Here is a 19,121-nt window from a genome sequence, read left to right on the forward strand (position 1 = left end):
CGCCCTTCATCCCCCGGCCGCCCGTCCCTGACAAAGACAGGCAGCATGCGCAACGCACGCCCCGGGGGGCAAAATTGGACGCCGATCCCCCTCACAACGGGGTCAAAATTCCACGCCGGATCACAGCTTCGCATCGAGAGCGCAGTTGAACATCGCGAGGTCGCGGACTCGAGCGTCCGTCTTCAACTGCTGGCGGATCGCCCAGATGTGCTTCGGCTTCAACGGCGCGTTCGGACCGATGAGCCGACCGGCGTTCCATGGCTTCTGAGGTAGCCGGAACAAGTCGGGCTGGCGCATAGCCTCCTCCTAGAGGCCGCCCCTCAAAGGCAATCACACACCCGTAACCGTTCGCGAAGCGCCAATAGCGGAAGCGGGCCTATATGCGGAAAGCGGACGTCGTCCGTCGATCAACTGACCAGCCGATATCCTACGCCTGCCTCAGTCAACAGATGGCTCGGACGCGAGGGGTCGGGCTCCAGTTTCACCCTCAGCTGCCGGATGTAGACGCGGAGCGACGTCTGGTCGCCGTCGTCCTGTCCCCAGACGGTGCGAAACAGGTGGCGATGGGTCAGCACCTTGCCGGCATGGACCACGAGCTCCTGCAGGATCGCGAATTCCTTCGGCGACAGCTTCACCTCCGCGCCGTCTCGGGTGACGACATGACGGGCGAGATCGACGACAAGCGGACCCGCTCGAAAGACTGGCTCGGCGCCTCGGTCGGCGAGGCGGTGGCGCAGAGCGGCGCGCATGCGCGCCATCAGCTCGTCAGTCCCGAAGGGCTTTGTGACGTAGTCGTCGGCGCCGAGATCGAGCGCCGCGACCTTCGCCGCCTCCTCGCCGCGAGCGGAGAGCACCACAATCGGCACGGGGCCCTGCGCGCGGATCTCGCGGATGAGATCGAGCCCGTCCATGTCGGGCAGGCCGAGATCGAGCAGGACGAGCTCAGGCGCGACATGGCGCATGAGCCGCAGTGCTTCGGCCCCGGTCTCCGCCTCCAGCGTCCGGTAGTCGTTCACCCCCAGCGTCGCTTTCAGGAAGCGCCGGATCGGCGCCTCGTCGTCGACGATCAGAACGGTGATCGCGCTTGAGGCCATCAGGCGGCTGCTCCTTCCCGCGCCGGCGTCGCCGCCCGCGGGAGCCGCAGTTCGAAGCGCGCGCCATGGCCGCCGGCGACGTTCTCAGCAGTGATCGAGCCGCCCATCGCCTCCACGAAACCCTTTGTGATGCCGAGGCCGAGACCGGCGCCCGTCGTCTTCCGGTCGCCCTGCCCGGAGCGGTAGAACCGATCGAACACTTTTTGAAGATCGTCCGCGGGGATGCCGGGGCCGTCGTCCGTCACGCTCAGCAGCACGTGGTCGGCCTCGGCGCGCGCCTCGATCGTCACCATCGCCCCCGCCGGCGTGTACTTGCCGGCGTTCTCCAGCAGATTGACCAGCGCGTGCTCGAGCAGCACCGGATCGCCGCTGATCAGAAGCGGCGCCTCGGGAAGCGCGACGGTCACGCGGCGGTCGCCGAGCAAAGGCGACGCGCGCCTCAGCGCTCCTCCGATGACGTCTTCGACGTCGAGCGTCTCGGCCTTCGCCGCCACGCCGCCGGCGTCGAGCTTCACGACGTCCAGAAGATTGGCGACGAAGCGGTCCAGCCGCTCGGTCTCGCTTTGCGCGCTCGCCAGCATGTCGTCGCGCGTGAGGTCATCGTAGCGGCCGCCATAGCTGCGCAGGCTGGTGATCACGCCCATGATGGTGGCGAGCGGCGTCTTGAAGTCGTGGCTAACGGAGGCGAGCAGGGCGCCCCGCAGGCGTTCGGCCTCAGCCTCCAGGCGCGCGGCGTCGACGTCGGCGCCGAGGCGGATGCGCTCCAGCGCGACCGCGGTCTGGTCGACGAGCGCGTCGAGCAGGCGACGCTCCCCGGGCGTCAGCACCGGGCCCGCCGAGCGCCGCGCGACGCCGACGACGCCGAGCTTGCCGCGGCTTGTCTTCAGCGGAAGGAACAGCCGCGTGACGCCCGGCAGGGTCGCGGCGCCGCGGCCGGTCGGCGCGTCGTGCTCGTAGGCCCAGGTCGCGGCGGCGAGCTCGGCGGCGTCGAGTTGGTCTTCGGGCGGATAGGCGCCGCCGACGTCGAGGCCGTTCGCGGTCTCGGTGAGCAGCACGACGTCGGCCTTCAGCATCAGCGCCACCTGATGGGCGGCGGCCCAGAGCAGATCGTCCTCGTCGCCGACGGCCGCGAGCTTGCGCGAAAACGCGTAGAGCTCGGCCGTGACCCGCGCCTGATCGCGCGCCGCGAGCGTCTGCGCCCTCACGCGCGCCGCGACGGAACTTGCGAGCACCGCGGTCAGCGAGAAAAACAGGATGGCGACGACGTTCGAAGGATCGTCGACGGTCAGCGAGAAGCGCGGATCGGTGAAGAAGAAATTGTAGGCGAGGGCGGCGAAGAACGACGCGGCGAGCGACGGGCCGAGGCCGTAGCGCACCGCGATGAGGAGCACCGCGGGCACGAAGACCAGCGAGATGTTCGGCAGATCGATCGTGAGGTCGACGGCGAGACCGGCGAGGCCGGCGCCGAGCGACGCTGCGGCCGCGGCGAGGTAGGCGCGCAGGCGCGGCGGCTGCGGGACGGGGCGGGAGGCGACCGATTTCGGCGGAACGGTTTCTCCGTCTCCCGCCATCACCTGCACGGCGATCGGCCCGGAGCGTTCGAGCAGGTTCGCGACGACTGATCCGTGACGGAACGCGAACCAGCGCGAGCGCCGCGCCTTGCCGAGAAGGATGGTCGTGACGTTCCGGCTCCGGGCGAAAGCGAGCAGGTCCTCCGCGACGTCGGCGCCGCCGGGGAGAGAAAGCGATTCCGCGCCAAGCGTCTCCGCGAGCCGAAGCGTGTCGGCGAGGCGATCCCGTTCGGCGTCGGACAGATGGGCGTGGCGCGGGGTCTCGATCGTCACGCAGAGCCAGTCCGCGCGGGCCCGGTCTGCGAGCCGCCGGCCGGCGCGCACGAGCGCGGCAGCTCCGGGCTGCTCGTCGATCGCGACCAGGACGCGCTCGACCGCCGCCCACGGCCCTTCGATGGCGTTGGCGCGCATGTGCTCGCGCATGTCGGCGTCGACGCGTTCGGCGGTGCGCCGGAGGGCGAGCTCGCGAAGCGCGGTCAGATTGCCGGGCTGGAAGAAGTGCCGAACCGCGCGTTCCGCCTGCTCGCGCACATAAATCTTGCCGGTCGCGAGGCGCTTTCGCAGAACGTCGGGCGTGACGTCGACGACCTCGACCTCGTCGGCGAGGTCGAAGACGCTGTCCGGCACCGTCTCGCGGACCCTCACACGCGTGATGCGGGCGACGATGTCGTTGAGGCTTTCGAGATGCTGGACGTTGAGGGTCGTGAAGACGTCGATCCCGGCGGCCAAAAACTCCTCGACGTCCTGGTGACGCTTCGGATGTCGCGAGCCGGGCGCATTGGTGTGGGCGAGTTCGTCGACGAGGACCAGTTTCGGCGCGCGCTTCAGTACGGCGTCGACGTCCATTTCCTGCAGCGTCCGGCCGCGATAGGCGACTTCGACCCTCCGGATCGCTTCGAGACCGCTAACGAGCGCCTCCGTCTCCGCGCGGCCGTGAGTCTCGACGACGCCAATCACCACATCGACGCCCTCGGCATGCGCCGCGCGGGCGGCCGACAGCATCTCGTAGGTCTTGCCGACGCCGGGGGCCGCCCCGAAGAAAATCTTCAGGCGGCCCCGTCCTTCACGCGAAGCGGCGTCGAGAAAGCGTTCGGGCGAAGAGCGTGGATCGGCGGCCATTTCCGGCGGATTATAGATCGCCGAACAGGCTCGGCGTCACGGTCTCTTCAGCGCATCGAGCGCGATGTTCAACGCGAGCACGTTCGTCCTTGGCTCGCCGATGAGGCCGAACAGCCGACCCTGAACGCTGGCTTCGATCAGGCGCCGGACGTCGTCTTCGGCCACTCCGCGCTCGCGCGCGACGCGGTCCACCTGCGCGTAGGCTGCGGCCGGCGAGATGTCGGGGTCGAGCCCGGAACCCGACGCGGTGACGAGATCGGCCGGAACCGGTCCATCGATTGCGTTTTCGGCCTTCGCCTTGGCGACGTCGCCCTTGATGCGGTCCGCGAGCGCCTTCGAGGTCGGCCCGAGATTGGAGCCGGAGGAGGACGCCGCGTCATAGCCGTTTTGGCCCGCGGCCGAGGGGCGGCCGTGGAAATAACGCGGGCTGGCGAAGGACTGGCCGATGAGGCTTGAGCCGACGACGCGGCCGTCCTGCTCGATCATCGAACCGGAGGCCCTGGCAGGCATGGCGAGCTGCGCGACCGATGTGATCGCGAGCGGATAGACGACGCCCGTCACGAGAGTGAAGAGCGCGAGCAGCGTCAGCGCGGGGCGGAGATGGCGGAGCATGTCGATGGTTTCCTTCTTCACGCCAGGCCGACGGAGGTGATCGCGAGATCGACGAGCTTGATCCCGATAAAGGGCGCGACGAGGCCGCCGAGGCCGTAGACGAGGAGGTTGCGGCGCAGCAGCGCCGCGGCGCTCGACGGCGTGTAGGAGACGCCCTTCAGCGCTAGCGGCACCAGCGCGACGATGATCAGCGCGTTGAAGATGATCGCGGAAAGGATCGCGCTCTGGGGGCTCGCGAGCCCCATGACGTTGAGCGCGCCGAGCGGCGGGTAGAGCGCGACGAACATCGCCGGGATGATTGCGAAATACTTCGCGACGTCGTTCGCGATCGAGAAGGTCGTCAGCGCGCCTCGGGTCATCAGCAGCTGCTTGCCGATGCCGACGATCTCGATGAGCTTCGTCGGGTCGCTGTCGAGGTCGACCATGTTGCCGGCCTCGCGCGCCGCGACCGTGCCGGTCTGCATGGCCACGCCGACGTCGGCCTGGGCGAGCGCGGGCGCGTCGTTGGTGCCGTCGCCGCACATCGCGACGAGCTTGCCGCCCTCCTGCTCCTTGCGGATGAGCGCGAGCTTCGCCTCCGGCGTGGCTTCGGCGAGAAAATCGTCGACGCCCGCCTCCGCCGCGATCGCGGCCGCGGTCATGGGGTTGTCGCCGGTGATCATCACCGTGCGGATGCCCATCGCGCGAAGCTCCTGAAAGCGCTCCCGGATGCCGCCTTTCACGATGTCCTTGAGGTAGACGACGCCGAGAGCCCTCGCGTCGGTCGACACGACGAGCGGCGTTCCGCCCTCGCGCGCCACGCGCTCGACGATCGCGCCGAGTTCGTCCGGGATTTGTCCTCCGAGCGTCTTCACGTGCTTGAGGACGGCGTCGGCGGCGCCCTTGCGGATCTTCGTGGCGCCGATGTCGACGCCGCTCATCCGGGCCTGCGCCGAGAACGGGATGAACGTCGCGGCGAGCGGGGCCATCTCGCGGCCGCGCAGGCCGTGCGCCGCCTTGGCGAGAACGACGATCGAGCGGCCCTCTGGCGTTTCATCCGAGAGGCTCGCGAGCTGGGCGGCGTCGGCGAGTTCGCGCGCGGTGACGCCGGGCAGCGGCCGGAACTCCGCCGCCTGACGGTTGCCGAGGGTGATCGTGCCGGTCTTGTCGAGCAGCAGCACGTCGACGTCGCCGGCGGCCTCCACCGCGCGGCCGGACATGGCGAGCACGTTGAAGCGAACGAGCCGGTTCATGCCGGCGATGCCGATCGCCGACAGGAGCCCGCCGATCGTCGTCGGGATCAGCGTCACGAACAGCGCGACCAGCACGACGACCGGGACCACGCCGCCGGAATAGGCCGCGAAGGATGGGATGGTCGCGACCGCAAGCACGAAGATCAGCGAGAGGCCCGCGAGCAGGATGGTGAGCGCGATCTCGTTCGGCGTCTTGGCGCGCTCGGCGCCTTCCACCAGCGCGATCATGCGGTCGAGGAAGCTCGAACCGCTCGCGGCCGTAATTCGGACCGTGATGCGGTCCGACAGCACCTTCGTGCCGCCGGTGACGGCCGAGCGATCGCCGCCGCTCTCGCGGATCACCGGCGCGCTTTCGCCGGTGATCGCGCTCTCGTCGACGGTCGCGACGCCTTCGACGACCTCGCCGTCGCCCGGGATCAGGTCGCCGGGCTCGACGAGCACGAGGTCCCCGACCTTCAGCGCGGGCGCCGCGATCTCCTCGTAATCTCCGCCCTGGCCGACAAGCCGTTTCGCCATCGTGTCCGAGCGGGTGCGGCGAAGAGCGTCGGCCTGGGCCTTGCCGCGCCCCTCCGCGATCGCTTCGGAAAAGGTAGCGAAATAGACCGTCGCCCAGAGCCAGAAGGCGAGCTGGCCGGAGAAACCGGCGGAGGGCGAGCGGACCGCGAGGTCGCGCGCGAAGAGGACGACGGCGACAAGCGCCACGACCTCGACCGCGAACATCACGGGATTGCGGATGAGCTGGCGGGGATCGAGCTTTAGCAGGGCGGAGCCCAGCGCCGGAACGATCAGTGCGGGATCGAGCAGGGAGCGAGGTTGTGCTGACATGTGTCTGGCCGGTTGAGCGTCGCATCTGTCGGCGGAGCGCTGAGCGCGCGGGCGACGATTGCAAGCAGTGTGATCAGGACGAGCAGAAGGGCGATCCGTGCGGCGCGCCGGCGTCTGAGCGCGCCGGCGGCTTCGGCGTAACAGACCCGAAAAGAGCGCCGGTCGCAGAGCATGGCCTTACCGCGTATCGCCGGCGGCGGTCGCAAAGGCGTCGGCGACTGGGCCGAGGGTGAGCGCCGGGAAGTAGGTGAGGCCGCCCATAATGAGGACGACGCCGACCAGCAGCCCGACGAACAGCGGTCCATGCGTCGGAAAGGTGCCGGCGGAGGGCGGGACCTTGCTCTTGGCCGCAAGCGATCCCGCCACCGCCAGCATCGGGACGATCAGCGCGAACCGGCCGATCATCATCCCGATCGCGAGCGTCACGTTCCAGAACGGGCTGTTCGCGGTCAGGCCGGCGAAGGCCGAGCCGTTGTTCGCCGCAGCCGAGGTCGTCGCGTAGAGCGCTTCGGAAAAGCCGTGCGGCCCGCTTTCCTGCAGGCCGGCCAGGCCGGCGGGAACGACGATGGCGACGGCGAGCGCGAGCAGCGTCGCCGCGGGCGAGCACAGCAGCGCCAGCATGGTGAGCTTCACCTCGCGGCCTTCGATCTTCTTGCCGACATATTCCGGCGTGCGCCCGACCATCAGCCCGGCCACGAAGACGGCGACGACGGCGAACAGCAGAATGCCGTAGAGCCCGGCCCCCACGCCGCCGACGATCACCTCGCCGAGCTGCATGTTGACCATCGGGATGAGGCCGCCGATCGCCGAGAAGGAGTCGTGCATCGCGTTGACGGCGCCGCACGAGGCCGCGGTGGTGACCACCGCGAACAGCGCCGACAGGGCGATCCCGAAGCGGACCTCTTTGCCTTCCATATTGCCGGCCGAGGGATCGAGGCCGATTGCGGCGTGGATCGGGTTGGCGCCGGCCTCCGCCCAATAGACCAGCCCGACGCCCGCCAGGAACAGGGCGCCCATCGCGCCGAGGATCGCCCAGCCCTGCCGCTCGTCGCCGACCATGCGGCCGAACACATTGGTGAGCGCCGCGCCGATCGCGAAGATCGAGACCATCTGGATGAGGTTGGAAAGCGCCGACGGGTTCTCGAACGGGTGCGCCGAATTGGCGTTGAAGAAGCCACCGCCATTGGTGCCGAGCATCTTGATCGCGAGCTGGCTCGCGACCGGCCCTAGCGCGATGGTCTGGTCCGCCCCTTCGAGCGTCTTCGCGGTGAGATAGGGCTGGAGCGTCTGCGGCACTCCGAGCGCGACGTAGATCAGCGCGAATACGATGCACGCGGGCAGCAGCACGTAGAGGACCGATCGGGTCAGGTCCGTCCAGAAATTGCCGATCCCCTTCGCCGAGCGCCGCGCAAAGCCGCGTATCAGGGCGACCGCTAGCGCCATGCCGGTCGCGGCCGATAGGAAGTTCTGGACCGTCAGCGCCCACATTTGCGAGCCGTAGGACAGCGTGGCTTCGCCGCCATAGGACTGCCAGTCCGTGTTGGTGATGAAGGAGATCGCGGTGTTGAGGGCGAGGTCCGGCGTCACGCCCGCAAAGCCCTGCGGATTGAGCGGCAAAACGCCCTGAAGGCGCAGAAGGCCATAGACCGCAAGGAAGCCTGCGACGTGGAACGCCAGCATGGCGAGCGCATAGCTCGCCCAGCTTTGCTCAGCGTCGGGCCTGACGCCCGCAAGCCTGTAGAAGCCACGCTCGACCGGCGCGAGAACGGGGTGAAGGAAGGTGCGCGCGCCGGCGTAGAGGCGGAAGAGAAAGCCGCCAAGCGGGCGGACGAGCGCAAGGACGATCGCGCAGAACACCGCGATCTGCATCCAGCCATTGATGGTCATCGTGTTGGGGTCCGGAAGGTCGAGCGGTTCAGAACCGCTCCGGCCGCAGCAGCGCTGCGAGGAAGACCGCGGTCGCGGCGAGCGCGGCCGCTCCGCCGAGAACGGCGTCGAGAACGGGAAGTCCGAGAAGGGTCATCGCGCTCAAAGCCTTTCGCAGGCGAGCGCATAGGCCGCGAGCGCGGAGAACCCCGCGATCCCGCCGGCGAGCATCAACAAATCCATCATGGGCAAGGCTCCACACGGCGACGTCGCCATGCGGATGAGATGCAGCCTCGGCCCGTTGGAATTTAAGAGGGATCGATGCGGCGGCGCGTTAAGAACGTGTTGGAACGGCGTCTCGCGAGTAGCCGCCGCCGGGAGTGCCAACCAGCCGTCGCGCGCACGTCAGGTAGGCGCCGACGCTCCCGTAAACCAGACGTTCCCAAGTTCGGCAAAGGGTCAAACTCGGCAATTGTCGTCTATCCTTTGCGCCATTCTGTCGCCCTTGCGCCGCCTTGGCGCGCTGTTTCCCAGAAAGGACTTCACTTCCTTCGCGACCAGAGCGTTGGTGTCGTCGTGGCGAACGAGGGCGCAACGATGTCGCGGAAGCTAGCGAAGGCCTGCCTGAGGTCGATGTTCGAGCCCGTGACCGAGTGCGGGGACCGGGCGCGCGCGGCGAGGGAGCTTCTGGCTCGCGCTTGACACCGAGTTTAGGCTTCTCTAGCATCCCCGTAGGCATCGAGGCCTTGTTCTTGTTGCGCTCTCGCGGGGCGCTAACGCTCTATTCCACCCTAAACCAATAGATCTTTGAGCGACTGTATCCTGGCCAGGGATGCACGAGCGGTCACGTATCGCGGGGCAGGGGGAGTCGCTTTCAGCGAGCTTCCATGACCAAGGCGTCCATTCCCGTCGGCATCCTCTACTCCCTGACCGGCTTCTACGGCGGGATCGGACGCGAGATGCGCAATGGCGCTCTTCTCGCCTGCGAGGAGGCCAATGAAAGCGCCGCCTACCCCTTCCGCCTCGATCCGATCGAGTTCGATCCGGGCGGCTCGCTCGAGGCTTACCAGCGGCACTGCAGAGCTCTGATACAGGAGCGCAGCGTTCGGCATATCATCGGCTGTTATACCTCGGCGTCGCGTAAGGCGATTCTTCCCATGATCGAGGGGCATGGCTGTCTTCTTTGGCAGTCGGCTCGGTACGAGGGCTTCGAGAGCAGCGAGAACGTCTTATATATCGGGTCTGCACCGAACCAGAATGTCGTTCCTCTCATGCAGTACGTGAGGGAATCGCACTCGGGCGATAAAATATATTGTGTGGGCTCAAATTACGTCTGGGCGTGGGAGATAAATCGGATCGTACGGGAATATATGGAAGGGGCGGTCGGCGGCGTAACTGCCGAGAGGCTCGTGCCCATGGGCGATGCCTCTTTCGATCATATCATTCGCGACATCGTGCGAACGCGCCCTCGAGTGCTTCTTAACACGCTGATAGGGCAATCGGCCTATAGCTTCTATCGGGCTTGGACAGAGGCCGCGAAGAGCTTTCCGTTCCTAAACGAGGTCACAAAGCTCAGCCTGACGCTGACCGAGCCCGAAATCCGGCTCGTCGGGACGGATGCGGTTCGGGACTATGTCGTTTCGTCCGTCTATTTCCAGTCGATCGCGCGGGCGGAGAACCAAAGTTTCCTTGAGCGCTACAGGGACCGCTTCGGTCAGGAGAGCTGCCCTTCCGTCGACGCCGAGGCCGCCTATCTCTCGGGTCTGTTCCTGGCGCGGGCCATAGCCGAGGCCGGAACCACTGACGTCGAGGCGGTAAAGACGGCGGTGTATCGCGATCGCATCGAGGCGCCGCAGGGGCCCGTCTGGATCGACGCGGACAACAACCACGCCTATCTCACCCCGCGTCTTGCGCGGGTGTCGGACGACGGCGTCCTCCGGACCTTCTGGGAAGCGCCCGGGCCCGTGAAGCCCGACCCGTTCCTGACATGGGTGGAGCGGTATGAGAGCGGCGGATTCCGTCCTGCGGAACGAAGCTCGGGCCAGCGTCAGGAGGGATAGGACCATGGCGCAGTCCAATCTCCTGGTACGGGGCCTCAGCCTTTGCGCCCTTTTCTGTGATCCAGGCGATCGGAGCGCAATTGAACGACAGTCCCACAGGCTCGGCATGGCGCCGACCTTCCACGAAGCGCTGCCGTCCAGCGACGCGCTGCTGAGCTTCGACCTGCTCGTCATCGACGCGGACAATGGAACGGTCGCGGCGCCGCGCTACGCCATCGCCGAGATCGCAAGGCCGAAGATCGCCCTAGTGGGTTCGGAGGCGCCGTCACGCCTGCAATGGGCGCTCAGCCAGGAAGTGACGGCCCATCTTCAGAAGCCGATCCGCTCGCAAGGCCTATTCTCGACGATCGTGTTCGCTCGCGAGCGCCACGCTCAGTTGGTCGGGGCGGAGAGCCGGGCTCAGGGAAGGCGGTTCGTGGTCTCCGCGCAGATCGCGCTGATCCGCGAGCTTGCCATTGACGAGGCCTCGTCATTCCGCTGCCTGCGCAATCTCGCCATGAACACGCATAAGACGATCGAGCAGGTCAGCGTGGAGCTGCTGGCGGACCCGGAGCTGCGGACACGCCCCCGCCTGCAGGCCCATCTCGATTTTCAGGCGCCCGGGGATGGTCGCAGCGGCCCCTCCGGGAGCGCCGTGGCGCCGCTTCGGGCGCGCCGCTGACAGGCCGATGCTCATAAATTAGGCGAAACGCGCATTATATTCGGGCGTTACTTGGCGACCTACTTCGTTGACAGCGTCATTGTCTGCTGAAAATATCCAGACAGGCAGCGTTGCCCACGGCTGTGACGGACTATGCGCCACAGCAAATCGGATGACCTTTAGGTCGTCACCTACACCGATAGATCGCACCGACAGGTGATTGGCCGAAAAGCCCGCAGGCGTTTGCCTACGGGCTTTTCGTCGTTGCTTGTCATGTTCAGGAGACGGATGATGGGTGCTCACCATGAGCCTCCGGCGGAGCTTTCGACGCGCGTAAAAGCGATCGAAAGTCTATTAATCGAGCGCGGTTATTTCGCCGCCGAGGCGCTCGACAAGATCGTCCAGATTCACGAGCATGAACTCGGTCCGAGGAATGGAGCGAAAGTTGTCGCTCGGGCCTGGGCCGATCAGGACTACAAGAAGTGGCTTCTCACGGACGCCACAGCCGCTATCGCAGACATGGGATATTCCGGAGCCCAAGGCGAGGACATGGTGGTGGTCGAGAACACCCCGGATGTTCATAACCTCGTCGTCTGCACGCTGTGCTCATGCTATCCTTGGCCGACGCTCGGTCTGCCGCCGACCTGGTACAAGGCGCCGCCCTACCGCGCGCGCGCCGTCATCGACCCGCGGGGCGTGATGAAGGAATTCGGCCTCGATGTCCCCGAAGACGTCGAAGTCCGGGTCTGGGACAGCAACGCCGAACTACGTTACCTCGTGATGCCAATGCGGCCGGCCGGGACCGAAGGGTTTTCCGAGGAAGAACTTGCGAATCTCGTGACGCGGGACTCGATGATCGGCGTCGCCGTCGCGCTTTCTCCCTCCGCCGTCTGAGGAGACCAGACCATGAATGGCGCGCACGATCTCGGCGGCATGCACGGCTTCGGCCCCGTCAATCCGGATCCAAACGAGAAACTCTTCAACCATGAGTGGGAGAGGCGTATTTTCGCGATGTATTTCGCGACGCTCGCTTCCGACATCTACAGCATCGATGAGCTCAGGAAGAACATCGAGATCATGGATCCGGTGCATTACCTCAGCTCGAGCTATTACGAGCACTGGGTTGAGTCGATCGAAACGTCCCTGATCGATCGAAAGATCGTGACCAAGGAAGAGATCGCCGAGCGCATGAAGAAGATCGACAAGGAGGCTGCGTAAATGCCGACCATCACCCCCGAACAGATTCCTGATCTCGTCCGGAAGGGCGCGTCCTGCCGCGTCGACGCAGCGCTCGAACCCCTCTTCAAGACCGGCGACAAGATCCGCGCGCTCAACATCAACCCCGCGACCCACACGCGGCTTCCACGGTATATCCGTGGGAAGGAGGGAGTCATCGACCGTGATCACGGCGTGTTCGTCTTTCCGGACACGCAGGCGGAGATGAAGGGTGCGAAACCGCAGCATGTCTACAGCGTGCGGTTCACGGCTCAGGAGCTCTGGGGAGCGGACGCGCCGCAAAAAGACAGCCTCTACATCGATCTGTTCGAAGACTACATGGAGAAGACTTGATGGCGGAGTCGCACGAAGGCGCTCTGAACTTTCTCCGCAGGTCGGAAGACGGGCAGACCTTCCGAGAGCCATGGGAGGCTTCGGCCTTCGCGATGGTCGTTCAGCTTCACCAGAGCGGGCATTTCACCTGGTCGGAATGGGCGGATCACTTGAGCGCCGAGATCAAGCACGCTGAGCGCCATGGGCTGGATCCAGACGGCAAGCTCTACTATCAGCATTGGCTCGCGGCGCTCGAAAAGCTGATCGAGGAGAAGAACATCCTCTCCCGCCGGGACCACGCTGACCGGATCGCGCATCTGAAAGCCAATCCTGTCCCGCACGATCACGTCGCCAAACGCGATCCGATCTTCGTCGCCGCGGCTCGGCCGCAGGCGTTATCAGCAGGAGTACTGCAATGACCTCCGTCCAGAACGCAACACGCCTCACCGCCGCCTCGTCCGCCGACAGCGCCGTCCAGGTCCTGGCCGCGGCGCTTCTCGGGATGGCGGTGCTGTTCGGCGTCGGCTTCAGCGCCATGCCGGCGTTGCACAACGCCGCTCACGACGCGCGTCACTCGGTCGGCTTCCCCTGCCACTGACGCAAGGCCGGGGCCGAGCGATTGGCCCCGGCCTCCCTTTATTCCTCGACGGCGACGGGTTCGGTGATGCGAAAATTTCGGTCGATTCTCTTCATCTGCGCGTTCGCCGCACTTGTCGTGGGCGGCGCGACTGGGCTCTTGCGCGTCGCGAGCACGACTCCTCTGATCCTCCAGGCCGAGGTCTACGAGCACGCGGCCGGGCACGCTGAAAGCGCGCCGGCCGGGCATGCCCACGAGGCCGAGGAGTGGGAGCCCGCCGACGGGTGGCAGCGCAATGGCCTCACCGTCCTCGCGACGATGGTCGCAACGTTCGGCTTCGCGCTCCTGCTCGCCGCGGTGAGCGAATTCGCCGGCGGCATACGGAACTGGCGCGCCGGCCTCCTCTGGGGCTCGGCCGGGTTCGCCGTCTTCGTGGCGGCGCCGAGCCTTGGCTTGCCGGCCGAGCTTCCGGGCGCGCCGGAAAGTCCGCTTCTCGCGCGGCAGGCGTGGTGGCTCTTCGCCGCGGCCGCGACTGCGGGCGGACTTGCGCTCATGGTCTTTCCCCGGAGGCTTCTCCTGGCGGTGATCGGCATGGCGTTGCTCGTCGCGCCCCATATCGTCGGCGCGCCCGCCCCGACGGCCGGGCAGGCGCTTGCGCCGGCGCTGCTCGAACATCGCTTCCTAGTGACGACGGCGATCGTCAGCCTAATCTTCTGGCTCGCGCTCGGCGCGTGGCTTGGTCTCTCGCGGTCGTGGTTTCGCGAGCGCCTGGCGTGAGCTGATGCGAAGCTCGCGGCCAGCGCGCTTCACATCGTAGAAATCTCCCTGGCCGGGACACGCCCGGTCAGCACCCTCCGTCGGGAGACTCCGGCGATCGCGGCCCTGGCGCCGCGCCCGCCCCGTCGACGGACGTCTTTGCGGACATAGCTGGCGACGAAGCCTTGCGAATTCCCAATGTGGGAAGGCGCGGGAGCCGTTCGTCCATTGGAGGCGAAATGAGCTTGGTTCCGAACGAGAGCTTGCCGGGAACGCGCCCCTCACGGGCGCTGTTCGCGAACGGCGCGCTGATGGCCGGGGTGTTCTACGTCGTCCTTTACGGCGTCTACGCCGCTTACGATCCGGGGGCGCTCTCGCTCGCGACCTTCACGGATCTCATGAACAACGCTGCGCCGCTCGCGTTGGCCGCGGCCGGCCAGACGATCGTCGTCCTGACGCGCGGCTTCGACCTGTCGCTCGCCGGCACGATCTCGATCGTCTCTGTATTCATGGCTGTCTTCCCAATGGAGGACGCCGGGGGTGGAGCTGCGAGCTTCGCTGCATGTCTCGCCATAGGCGGCGCGATCGGCGCGGTCAGCGGCTTGCTGGTCGCCTTCCGGGGGATACAGTCCATCGCCGCTACGCTCGGCGTGATGATCGTCTGCCAGGGGATCGCGCTCCTGATCCTGAACGCGCCGGGCGGCGCCGTCGCGGAGTGGGTCAGCTACGAGATGACTGACGTCGTGTTCGGCTTCGCCCCGGCATCGGGACTTGTGGTGCTCGCCTTCGCTCTGGCCTGGCTGCTGCTGCGGAAGACGGATCTCGGACTTTCGCTCTATGCGATCGGCGCAGACGAAGGCGCCGCGGGGCTCTCGGGCGTTCCCGTCGCGCGGCGCCGGTTCTGGGCCTACGTGCTCGCCGGCGCATGCTACGGCGCCGCCGGCTTCATGCTGTCGGCGCAGACCGCGACGGGCGACCCGAACGCAGGCATGCCGTTCCTGCTGCTGTCCTTCGCCTCGGTCGCCCTGGGCGGCACCAGCCTCACGGGCGGGCAGGGCGGCGTGGTGGGCAGCCTGATCGGCGCCTGCGTCCTCATGCTCATGCAGAAGGTGCTTTTCGCCGCCGGCGTCTCGTCCTTCTACATCGGAGCCTCGCAGGGCGCGCTTTTGATCCTCGCCATCCTGTTCGGGCGGCTTGTGAGCCGCGCAGCCTCCTCAGGAGATGCCAAGTGACCGTCGAAGCCACCCTCGAGGCGCCAACGGACACCCGCCGCGCCGCCCGCTTCTCCGGCGAAGCGCTCACCGCCATGGGCCTGTTCGCGCTGTCCGCCGGCATGGTGGCGGCGTCGCCGCTGATCAGCCCCGCGCTCGGATCCTGGAGCCAGATCTACACGATCCTCTTGCTCGTCTCGTTTCTTCTCGTCATCTCCTTCGGCCAGGGTCTCGTGATCCTGACCGGCGGCCTCGATCTTTCGGTCGGCTCGGTGATGATGCTCGGCGGCGTGCTGACGACGACCTGGATCGGCGGCGATTCCGCGACGTTCTGGGGTGTGATGCCGGTGGTGCTCGCCTTCGGCGCCGGCATCGGCGCGCTGAACGGGATCGGCGTCGCCATGGTAGGCATCCCCCCTTTCATCATGACAATGGGCGTCGGCATCGTCACCGCCTCGCTCGCCCTCGGCTACACCGGCGGCACGACCCTTGGAGCCGCGCCGCCGCCTCTGCTCTTGCTCATGAAGGGCGACATCCTCGGCGCGCCGAGCGTCATCGTGTTCGTGCTGCTCTTCTGCCTGGTCGCGTGGACGCTGCAGAGCCGCACGACCTTCGGGCGCAAGGTTTACGCCATCGGATCGAGCCGGCGGGCAGCCAGGATCGCCGGAGTGCCGATCGTTTCGACGACGATCCTCGTCTATGCGACGAGCGGGCTCTGCGCCACGCTCTCCGGCGCGATGCTGGTCGGGTATTCGAACGGCGCGACCCTGCGGATGGGTGATCCATATCTGCTGCCGAGCATCGCCGCGGTCGTTGTGGGCGGCTCGTCGATCCTGGGAGGATCGGGCAACTTCGTGAACACGATCTGCGGGGCCCTGTTCCTCGCGACGCTCGAGTCCCTCATCGCTGCGAGCGGCCTCGGCCAGGGATGGCGAACCATCCTGTCGGGCCTGATCATCGTCGGCGCCCTGCTCGTCCAGAGCGGCTGGATCTCCGGCGTCTTCGCCTCCGTCGCGCGGCGCGTGAGGGGTGCAGGCGGCTAGCTCGCCCTTCTCCGCGCTCACCTGCGTCGAGCAAGGCGCGACGCGCCTCACTCGCTGCGATCTTCACCAGACTTCCCGATCCCGAAAGGAACCCCGCATGAAGTTCGGCAAGCTAACGGCCGCGAGCTTCGGGCTCGCGCTTGGACTGACGGGCCTGCTCGGCGCGGCCTCCGCGCAGGACGCGCCGCAGAAGAAGTACAAGATCTATCTGAGCCTGAGCTACTCCGGGAACAACTGGATGAGCGAGACGGCGAACATCATCAAGGCGCTGGCGAAGACTCCGCCTTACGACAAGATGGTCGAGCTGAAGGAGGTCATCTCCGGCACCGATCCCCAGGCGCAGATCGCGGCCTATGAGAGCATGATCGACGCCAAGGCCGACGGCGTCATCAGCTTCCCCATCTCGCCCACCGCGCTGAACCGCGTCGTGAAGCGAGGCTGCGATCGCGGCGTGAAGTTCTTCATGTACGACTCCACCGTGACCGAGAGGTGCGCCTACAACGTCAGCTACATCTCTGCGGGTTTCGGCGAGAACACGGCGCAGGAGCTCGTCAATTCGCTCGGCGGCAAGGGCAAGATCTTCATGGTTCGAGGCGTGCCTGGAACGTCGGTGGACAAGCGCCACTACGAAGGCGCGATGCACATCTTCTCCAAATATCCGGGGATCAAGGTCGTCTCCGAATACTACGGCTATTGGGACGACCGCATCGCGCAGCAGGAGACGGCGAAGGCGCTGGCGGCCCATCCGGACGTCGACGGCATCTGGTCGGAGCTCGGCGAAGCGGGAACGCTCAACGCCGTCGTCGACCGCGGCGGCAAGCTCATGCCGATCGTCGGCGAGAACATGAACGGCTTCCGCCAGGGCTTCCTCAACGAGGACTACAAGGCGCGCGGACTCAAGGGCGTCTCGTCGGGCTCGCCGCCCGCCACCGCCGGCTACGCGTTCAAGCTGATGATGGAGATCCTGACCGGCAAACGCGATCTCGAGCCGGTCAACATCGAGTATCCGCTTCCCTGGGCGCGGTCGGACGAGATGAAGCCCTGCCAGGGCGAGGCCATCGCCGACGGCTGCAACGTCTTCGACGCCAAGTTGGTGCCTCAGGGATTCTCGACCGTCATCTATGACCCGGCGCTTCTGCCCGAGATCAACCTGCAGTCGGCGCTGACGGGCGAGCCGGTCCCGGGGATGACGATCCAGCCGCTGCCGAAGGAAATCGTCAAGGCGGCTAATGAACCGGGGATCAACTGCAACCGCTGTGATCCCCCTGCCGATCTCTACAAGCTCACGACCGCCACGGCGACCGTGCAGCCCTGAGGTCGGCTTGCCGCGGCCGCTCGCCCCGGCCGCGGCGCCTCCTCCGCATTGCTCGAAACCGGAGACCGAAGATGGACGCCTCCAGCGAACGCCAGCCCATGCTCGCCATCAGCGGCCTGTCCAAGGCCTACGGCTCGACCGTGGCGCTCGAGCACGTCTCGATCGAGATCGGGACCGGCGAAGTGCACGCCCTTCTCGGCGAGAACGGCGCGGGAAAATCGACCTTCGTCAAAAGTCTCACCGGCGTGGTCCGGCCAGATTCCGGCGTGATGACGCTCGCCGGCGCGGTCTATGCGCCGCGATCCATCCTTGAAGCCCGGTCTCGCGGCGTCGTCGCCGCGTTCCAGGAGCTCAGCCTCGTCCCGAACCTGTCGGTGGCGCAGAACTTCTTTCTGCCGCGCTCGCTGAAACACTGGGGGCTGAACTCGCGACTCCGGATGGAGGAGAAGGCGGCCGAGATCCTACGCCGCTGGGGCGGCGACATCCCGGTCAGACAGACCATCGAGCGGCTAACGCTCGCGCAGAGGCAGCAGATCGAGCTGATCCGCGCTCTCGAGCGGCGCCCGGACCTGCTCATCCTCGACGAGCCGACGGCCGCGCTCACCGATCCCGGCTGGCTGTTCGAGGCCATCGCGGAGCGCGCAAGCGCCGGCGGAGCCATTCTCTACATCTCGCACCGGCTGGCGGAGATCCGCCAGGTCGCGCAGCGCGCGACCGTGCTGCGCAACGGCCGCTCCTCAGGCGCGCTAAGGCTCGCAGAGGCGAGCGATCAGGACATCTTTCTCGCGATGGTCGGACGTTCGAGCGCTCGCAGCGGCAGACCAACGCCGAGCGCGCGCAGGAGCGACGCCTGCCGTCTCGTTGTGAACGACCTCCGCGCCAGGAACGTCGATGGGGTCTCGTTCGAGCTGCGCGAAGGCGAAGTGCTCGGCGTCGCCGCGCTCGAAGGGCAAGGACAGCGCGAGCTGTTCCGGGCGCTCGCGGGTGAGGAGAAACAGACCGCCGGCCAGATCGTGGTCGAGGATCGGCTGCAGTCGTTCTCCTGCCCGCGCGACGCGCTCAAGGCGCCAGGCGGCATCGCCTTCGTGCCCGAGGAGCGGAAAACCGAGGGAATCTTCGCCAGCCTCCCGGTCGCCAGCAACATCACGCTCCCGCGTCTGTCGAAGCTCAGCGTCGCCGGGGTCATATCGCCGACACGTGAGCGCAAGGCGGCGAGAGACGCCGCCGCCAAACTCGACCTCGGCCAGCGCTACCTGCCTTTCCGCATCGGGGCGCTGTCGGGCGGCAACCAACAGAAGGCGATCATCGCGCGGGCACTGATGACGGGCGCGAAGACGCTGTTGCTGTTCGATCCCTCGCGCGGAATCGATGTCGGCACCAAGGAGACGATCTACGCCGCGATCAGGAGCTTCGCCGACCGGGGAGGCTCGGTGCTCGTCTATTCTTCGGAAATACCAGAGCTGATCTCGCTCGTGGACCGCTGCCTGGTGCTCTACCGGTCCCGAGTCGTGGCGTCGCTCGCCAACGCCGAGATGGAGGAGGACACCATGATGGCCCTCCTGACGGGAAACCCGGCGAGCGCTTCGGGCGAAATCGGCGCGCAGAGCTGAGACGGGGCCGCGGGATCGGCGACCCAATATTTTCAATGACTT

18 protein-coding genes are annotated in these 19,121 nt (G+C 66.8%); 12 read left to right on the top strand and 6 right to left on the bottom strand.

All coding sequences use genetic code 11. The features are described from left to right. Positions 1 to 120: 120 nt before the first annotated feature. From PKE75_RS06260 to kdpA, 6 genes are all read right to left on the bottom strand, one after another. Positions 121 to 297 (bottom strand): hypothetical protein, encoded by a 177-nt coding sequence (locus PKE75_RS06260; protein ID WP_271167857.1) that lies wholly within the window; start codon positions 295 to 297, stop codon positions 121 to 123. A gap of 110 nt (positions 298 to 407) precedes the next feature. After that, positions 408 to 1,094: a response regulator gene (locus tag PKE75_RS06265; RefSeq protein WP_271167858.1), complete on the bottom strand. Its 687-nt coding sequence runs from the start codon at positions 1,092 to 1,094 to the stop codon at positions 408 to 410. Further along, positions 1,094 to 3,784: a sensor histidine kinase gene (locus PKE75_RS06270; protein WP_271167859.1), complete on the bottom strand. Its 2,691-nt coding sequence runs from the start codon at positions 3,782 to 3,784 to the stop codon at positions 1,094 to 1,096. Before PKE75_RS06270 ends, PKE75_RS06265 begins: the two co-directional genes overlap by 1 nt. A gap of 36 nt (positions 3,785 to 3,820) precedes the next feature. Beyond that, the gene (gene kdpC, locus PKE75_RS06275; RefSeq protein WP_271167860.1) at positions 3,821 to 4,396 is read right to left on the bottom strand and encodes a potassium-transporting ATPase subunit KdpC; all 576 of its coding nucleotides are present in this window, start codon (positions 4,394 to 4,396) and stop codon (positions 3,821 to 3,823) included. Between the two features lie 17 nt (positions 4,397 to 4,413). After that, a complete protein-coding gene (gene kdpB / locus PKE75_RS06280; protein WP_271167861.1) occupies positions 4,414 to 6,453 on the bottom strand; it encodes a potassium-transporting ATPase subunit KdpB in 2,040 nt (679 codons plus the stop codon). 177 nt (positions 6,454 to 6,630) lie between these two features. Then, on the bottom strand, positions 6,631 to 8,340 hold the full coding sequence (gene kdpA, locus PKE75_RS06285; protein WP_271167862.1) for a potassium-transporting ATPase subunit KdpA: 1,710 nt from the start codon (positions 8,338 to 8,340) through the stop codon (positions 6,631 to 6,633). 866 nt (positions 8,341 to 9,206) lie between these two features. Between kdpA and PKE75_RS06290 the strand changes: the two genes are divergently transcribed. The 12 genes from PKE75_RS06290 (at position 9,207) to PKE75_RS06340 (ending at position 19,079) form a co-directional block, all read left to right on the top strand. Further along, the gene (locus PKE75_RS06290) at positions 9,207 to 10,379 is read left to right on the top strand and encodes a transporter substrate-binding domain-containing protein (protein WP_271167863.1); all 1,173 of its coding nucleotides are present in this window, start codon (positions 9,207 to 9,209) and stop codon (positions 10,377 to 10,379) included. A gap of 106 nt (positions 10,380 to 10,485) precedes the next feature. Next, complete coding sequence (locus PKE75_RS06295; RefSeq protein WP_271167864.1) at positions 10,486 to 11,040, top strand: ANTAR domain-containing response regulator; 555 nt, start codon at positions 10,486 to 10,488, stop codon at positions 11,038 to 11,040. Between the two features lie 270 nt (positions 11,041 to 11,310). Next, the gene (gene nthA, locus PKE75_RS06300; protein ID WP_271167865.1) at positions 11,311 to 11,913 is read left to right on the top strand and encodes a nitrile hydratase subunit alpha; all 603 of its coding nucleotides are present in this window, start codon (positions 11,311 to 11,313) and stop codon (positions 11,911 to 11,913) included. Positions 11,914 to 11,925: 12 nt separating this feature from the next. Then, positions 11,926 to 12,237, top strand: coding sequence for a hypothetical protein (locus PKE75_RS17850; RefSeq protein WP_346432707.1), 312 nt, complete (start codon positions 11,926 to 11,928; stop codon positions 12,235 to 12,237). Further along, on the top strand, positions 12,238 to 12,588 hold the full coding sequence (locus tag PKE75_RS17855) for an SH3-like domain-containing protein (RefSeq protein ID WP_346432708.1): 351 nt from the start codon (positions 12,238 to 12,240) through the stop codon (positions 12,586 to 12,588). Then, entirely contained in the window at positions 12,588 to 12,986 is a 399-nt protein-coding gene (locus tag PKE75_RS06310; RefSeq protein ID WP_271167866.1) for a nitrile hydratase accessory protein, read from the top strand. The genes PKE75_RS17855 and PKE75_RS06310 overlap by 1 nt, the downstream gene beginning before the upstream one ends. Then, on the top strand, positions 12,983 to 13,165 hold the full coding sequence (locus PKE75_RS06315; RefSeq protein ID WP_271167867.1) for a CbtB domain-containing protein: 183 nt from the start codon (positions 12,983 to 12,985) through the stop codon (positions 13,163 to 13,165). Before PKE75_RS06310 ends, PKE75_RS06315 begins: the two co-directional genes overlap by 4 nt. Before the next feature lie 66 nt (positions 13,166 to 13,231). Then, positions 13,232 to 13,921: a CbtA family protein gene (locus tag PKE75_RS06320; RefSeq protein ID WP_271167868.1), complete on the top strand. Its 690-nt coding sequence runs from the start codon at positions 13,232 to 13,234 to the stop codon at positions 13,919 to 13,921. Positions 13,922 to 14,139: 218 nt separating this feature from the next. Then, positions 14,140 to 15,132, top strand: coding sequence for an ABC transporter permease (locus PKE75_RS06325; RefSeq protein WP_271167869.1), 993 nt, complete (start codon positions 14,140 to 14,142; stop codon positions 15,130 to 15,132). Beyond that, entirely contained in the window at positions 15,129 to 16,154 is a 1,026-nt protein-coding gene (locus PKE75_RS06330; protein ID WP_271167870.1) for an ABC transporter permease, read from the top strand. Before PKE75_RS06325 ends, PKE75_RS06330 begins: the two co-directional genes overlap by 4 nt. Before the next feature lie 97 nt (positions 16,155 to 16,251). Beyond that, on the top strand, positions 16,252 to 17,469 hold the full coding sequence (locus PKE75_RS06335; RefSeq protein ID WP_271167871.1) for a sugar ABC transporter substrate-binding protein: 1,218 nt from the start codon (positions 16,252 to 16,254) through the stop codon (positions 17,467 to 17,469). 71 nt (positions 17,470 to 17,540) lie between these two features. Next, the gene (locus tag PKE75_RS06340) at positions 17,541 to 19,079 is read left to right on the top strand and encodes a sugar ABC transporter ATP-binding protein (protein WP_271167872.1); all 1,539 of its coding nucleotides are present in this window, start codon (positions 17,541 to 17,543) and stop codon (positions 19,077 to 19,079) included. The last annotated feature ends 42 nt before the right edge of the window (positions 19,080 to 19,121 follow it).

The organism is Hansschlegelia plantiphila (assembly GCF_027922265.1).
Taxonomy (GTDB): Bacteria; Pseudomonadota; Alphaproteobacteria; order Rhizobiales; family Methylopilaceae; genus Methylopila; species Methylopila plantiphila.

Bases quoted from the DNA above. Each gene is read 5' to 3' on its own strand.
- PKE75_RS06260 (WP_271167857.1), bottom strand. From the start codon at position 297: ATGCGCCAGCCCGACTTGTTCCGGCTACCTCAGAAGCCATGGAACGCC.
- PKE75_RS06265 (WP_271167858.1), bottom strand. From the start codon at position 1,094: ATGGCCTCAAGCGCGATCACCGTTCTGATCGTCGACGACGAGGCGCCG.
- PKE75_RS06270 (WP_271167859.1), bottom strand. From the start codon at position 3,784: ATGGCCGCCGATCCACGCTCTTCGCCCGAACGCTTTCTCGACGCCGCT.
- kdpC (WP_271167860.1), bottom strand. From the start codon at position 4,396: ATGCTCCGCCATCTCCGCCCCGCGCTGACGCTGCTCGCGCTCTTCACT.
- kdpB (WP_271167861.1), bottom strand. From the start codon at position 6,453: ATGTCAGCACAACCTCGCTCCCTGCTCGATCCCGCACTGATCGTTCCG.
- kdpA (WP_271167862.1), bottom strand. From the start codon at position 8,340: ATGACCATCAATGGCTGGATGCAGATCGCGGTGTTCTGCGCGATCGTC.
- PKE75_RS06290 (WP_271167863.1), top strand. From the start codon at position 9,207: ATGACCAAGGCGTCCATTCCCGTCGGCATCCTCTACTCCCTGACCGGC.
- PKE75_RS06295 (WP_271167864.1), top strand. From the start codon at position 10,486: ATGGCGCCGACCTTCCACGAAGCGCTGCCGTCCAGCGACGCGCTGCTG.
- nthA (WP_271167865.1), top strand. From the start codon at position 11,311: ATGGGTGCTCACCATGAGCCTCCGGCGGAGCTTTCGACGCGCGTAAAA.
- PKE75_RS17850 (WP_346432707.1), top strand. From the start codon at position 11,926: ATGAATGGCGCGCACGATCTCGGCGGCATGCACGGCTTCGGCCCCGTC.
- PKE75_RS17855 (WP_346432708.1), top strand. From the start codon at position 12,238: ATGCCGACCATCACCCCCGAACAGATTCCTGATCTCGTCCGGAAGGGC.
- PKE75_RS06310 (WP_271167866.1), top strand. From the start codon at position 12,588: ATGGCGGAGTCGCACGAAGGCGCTCTGAACTTTCTCCGCAGGTCGGAA.
- PKE75_RS06315 (WP_271167867.1), top strand. From the start codon at position 12,983: ATGACCTCCGTCCAGAACGCAACACGCCTCACCGCCGCCTCGTCCGCC.
- PKE75_RS06320 (WP_271167868.1), top strand. From the start codon at position 13,232: ATGCGAAAATTTCGGTCGATTCTCTTCATCTGCGCGTTCGCCGCACTT.
- PKE75_RS06325 (WP_271167869.1), top strand. From the start codon at position 14,140: ATGAGCTTGGTTCCGAACGAGAGCTTGCCGGGAACGCGCCCCTCACGG.
- PKE75_RS06335 (WP_271167871.1), top strand. From the start codon at position 16,252: ATGAAGTTCGGCAAGCTAACGGCCGCGAGCTTCGGGCTCGCGCTTGGA.
- PKE75_RS06340 (WP_271167872.1), top strand. From the start codon at position 17,541: ATGGACGCCTCCAGCGAACGCCAGCCCATGCTCGCCATCAGCGGCCTG.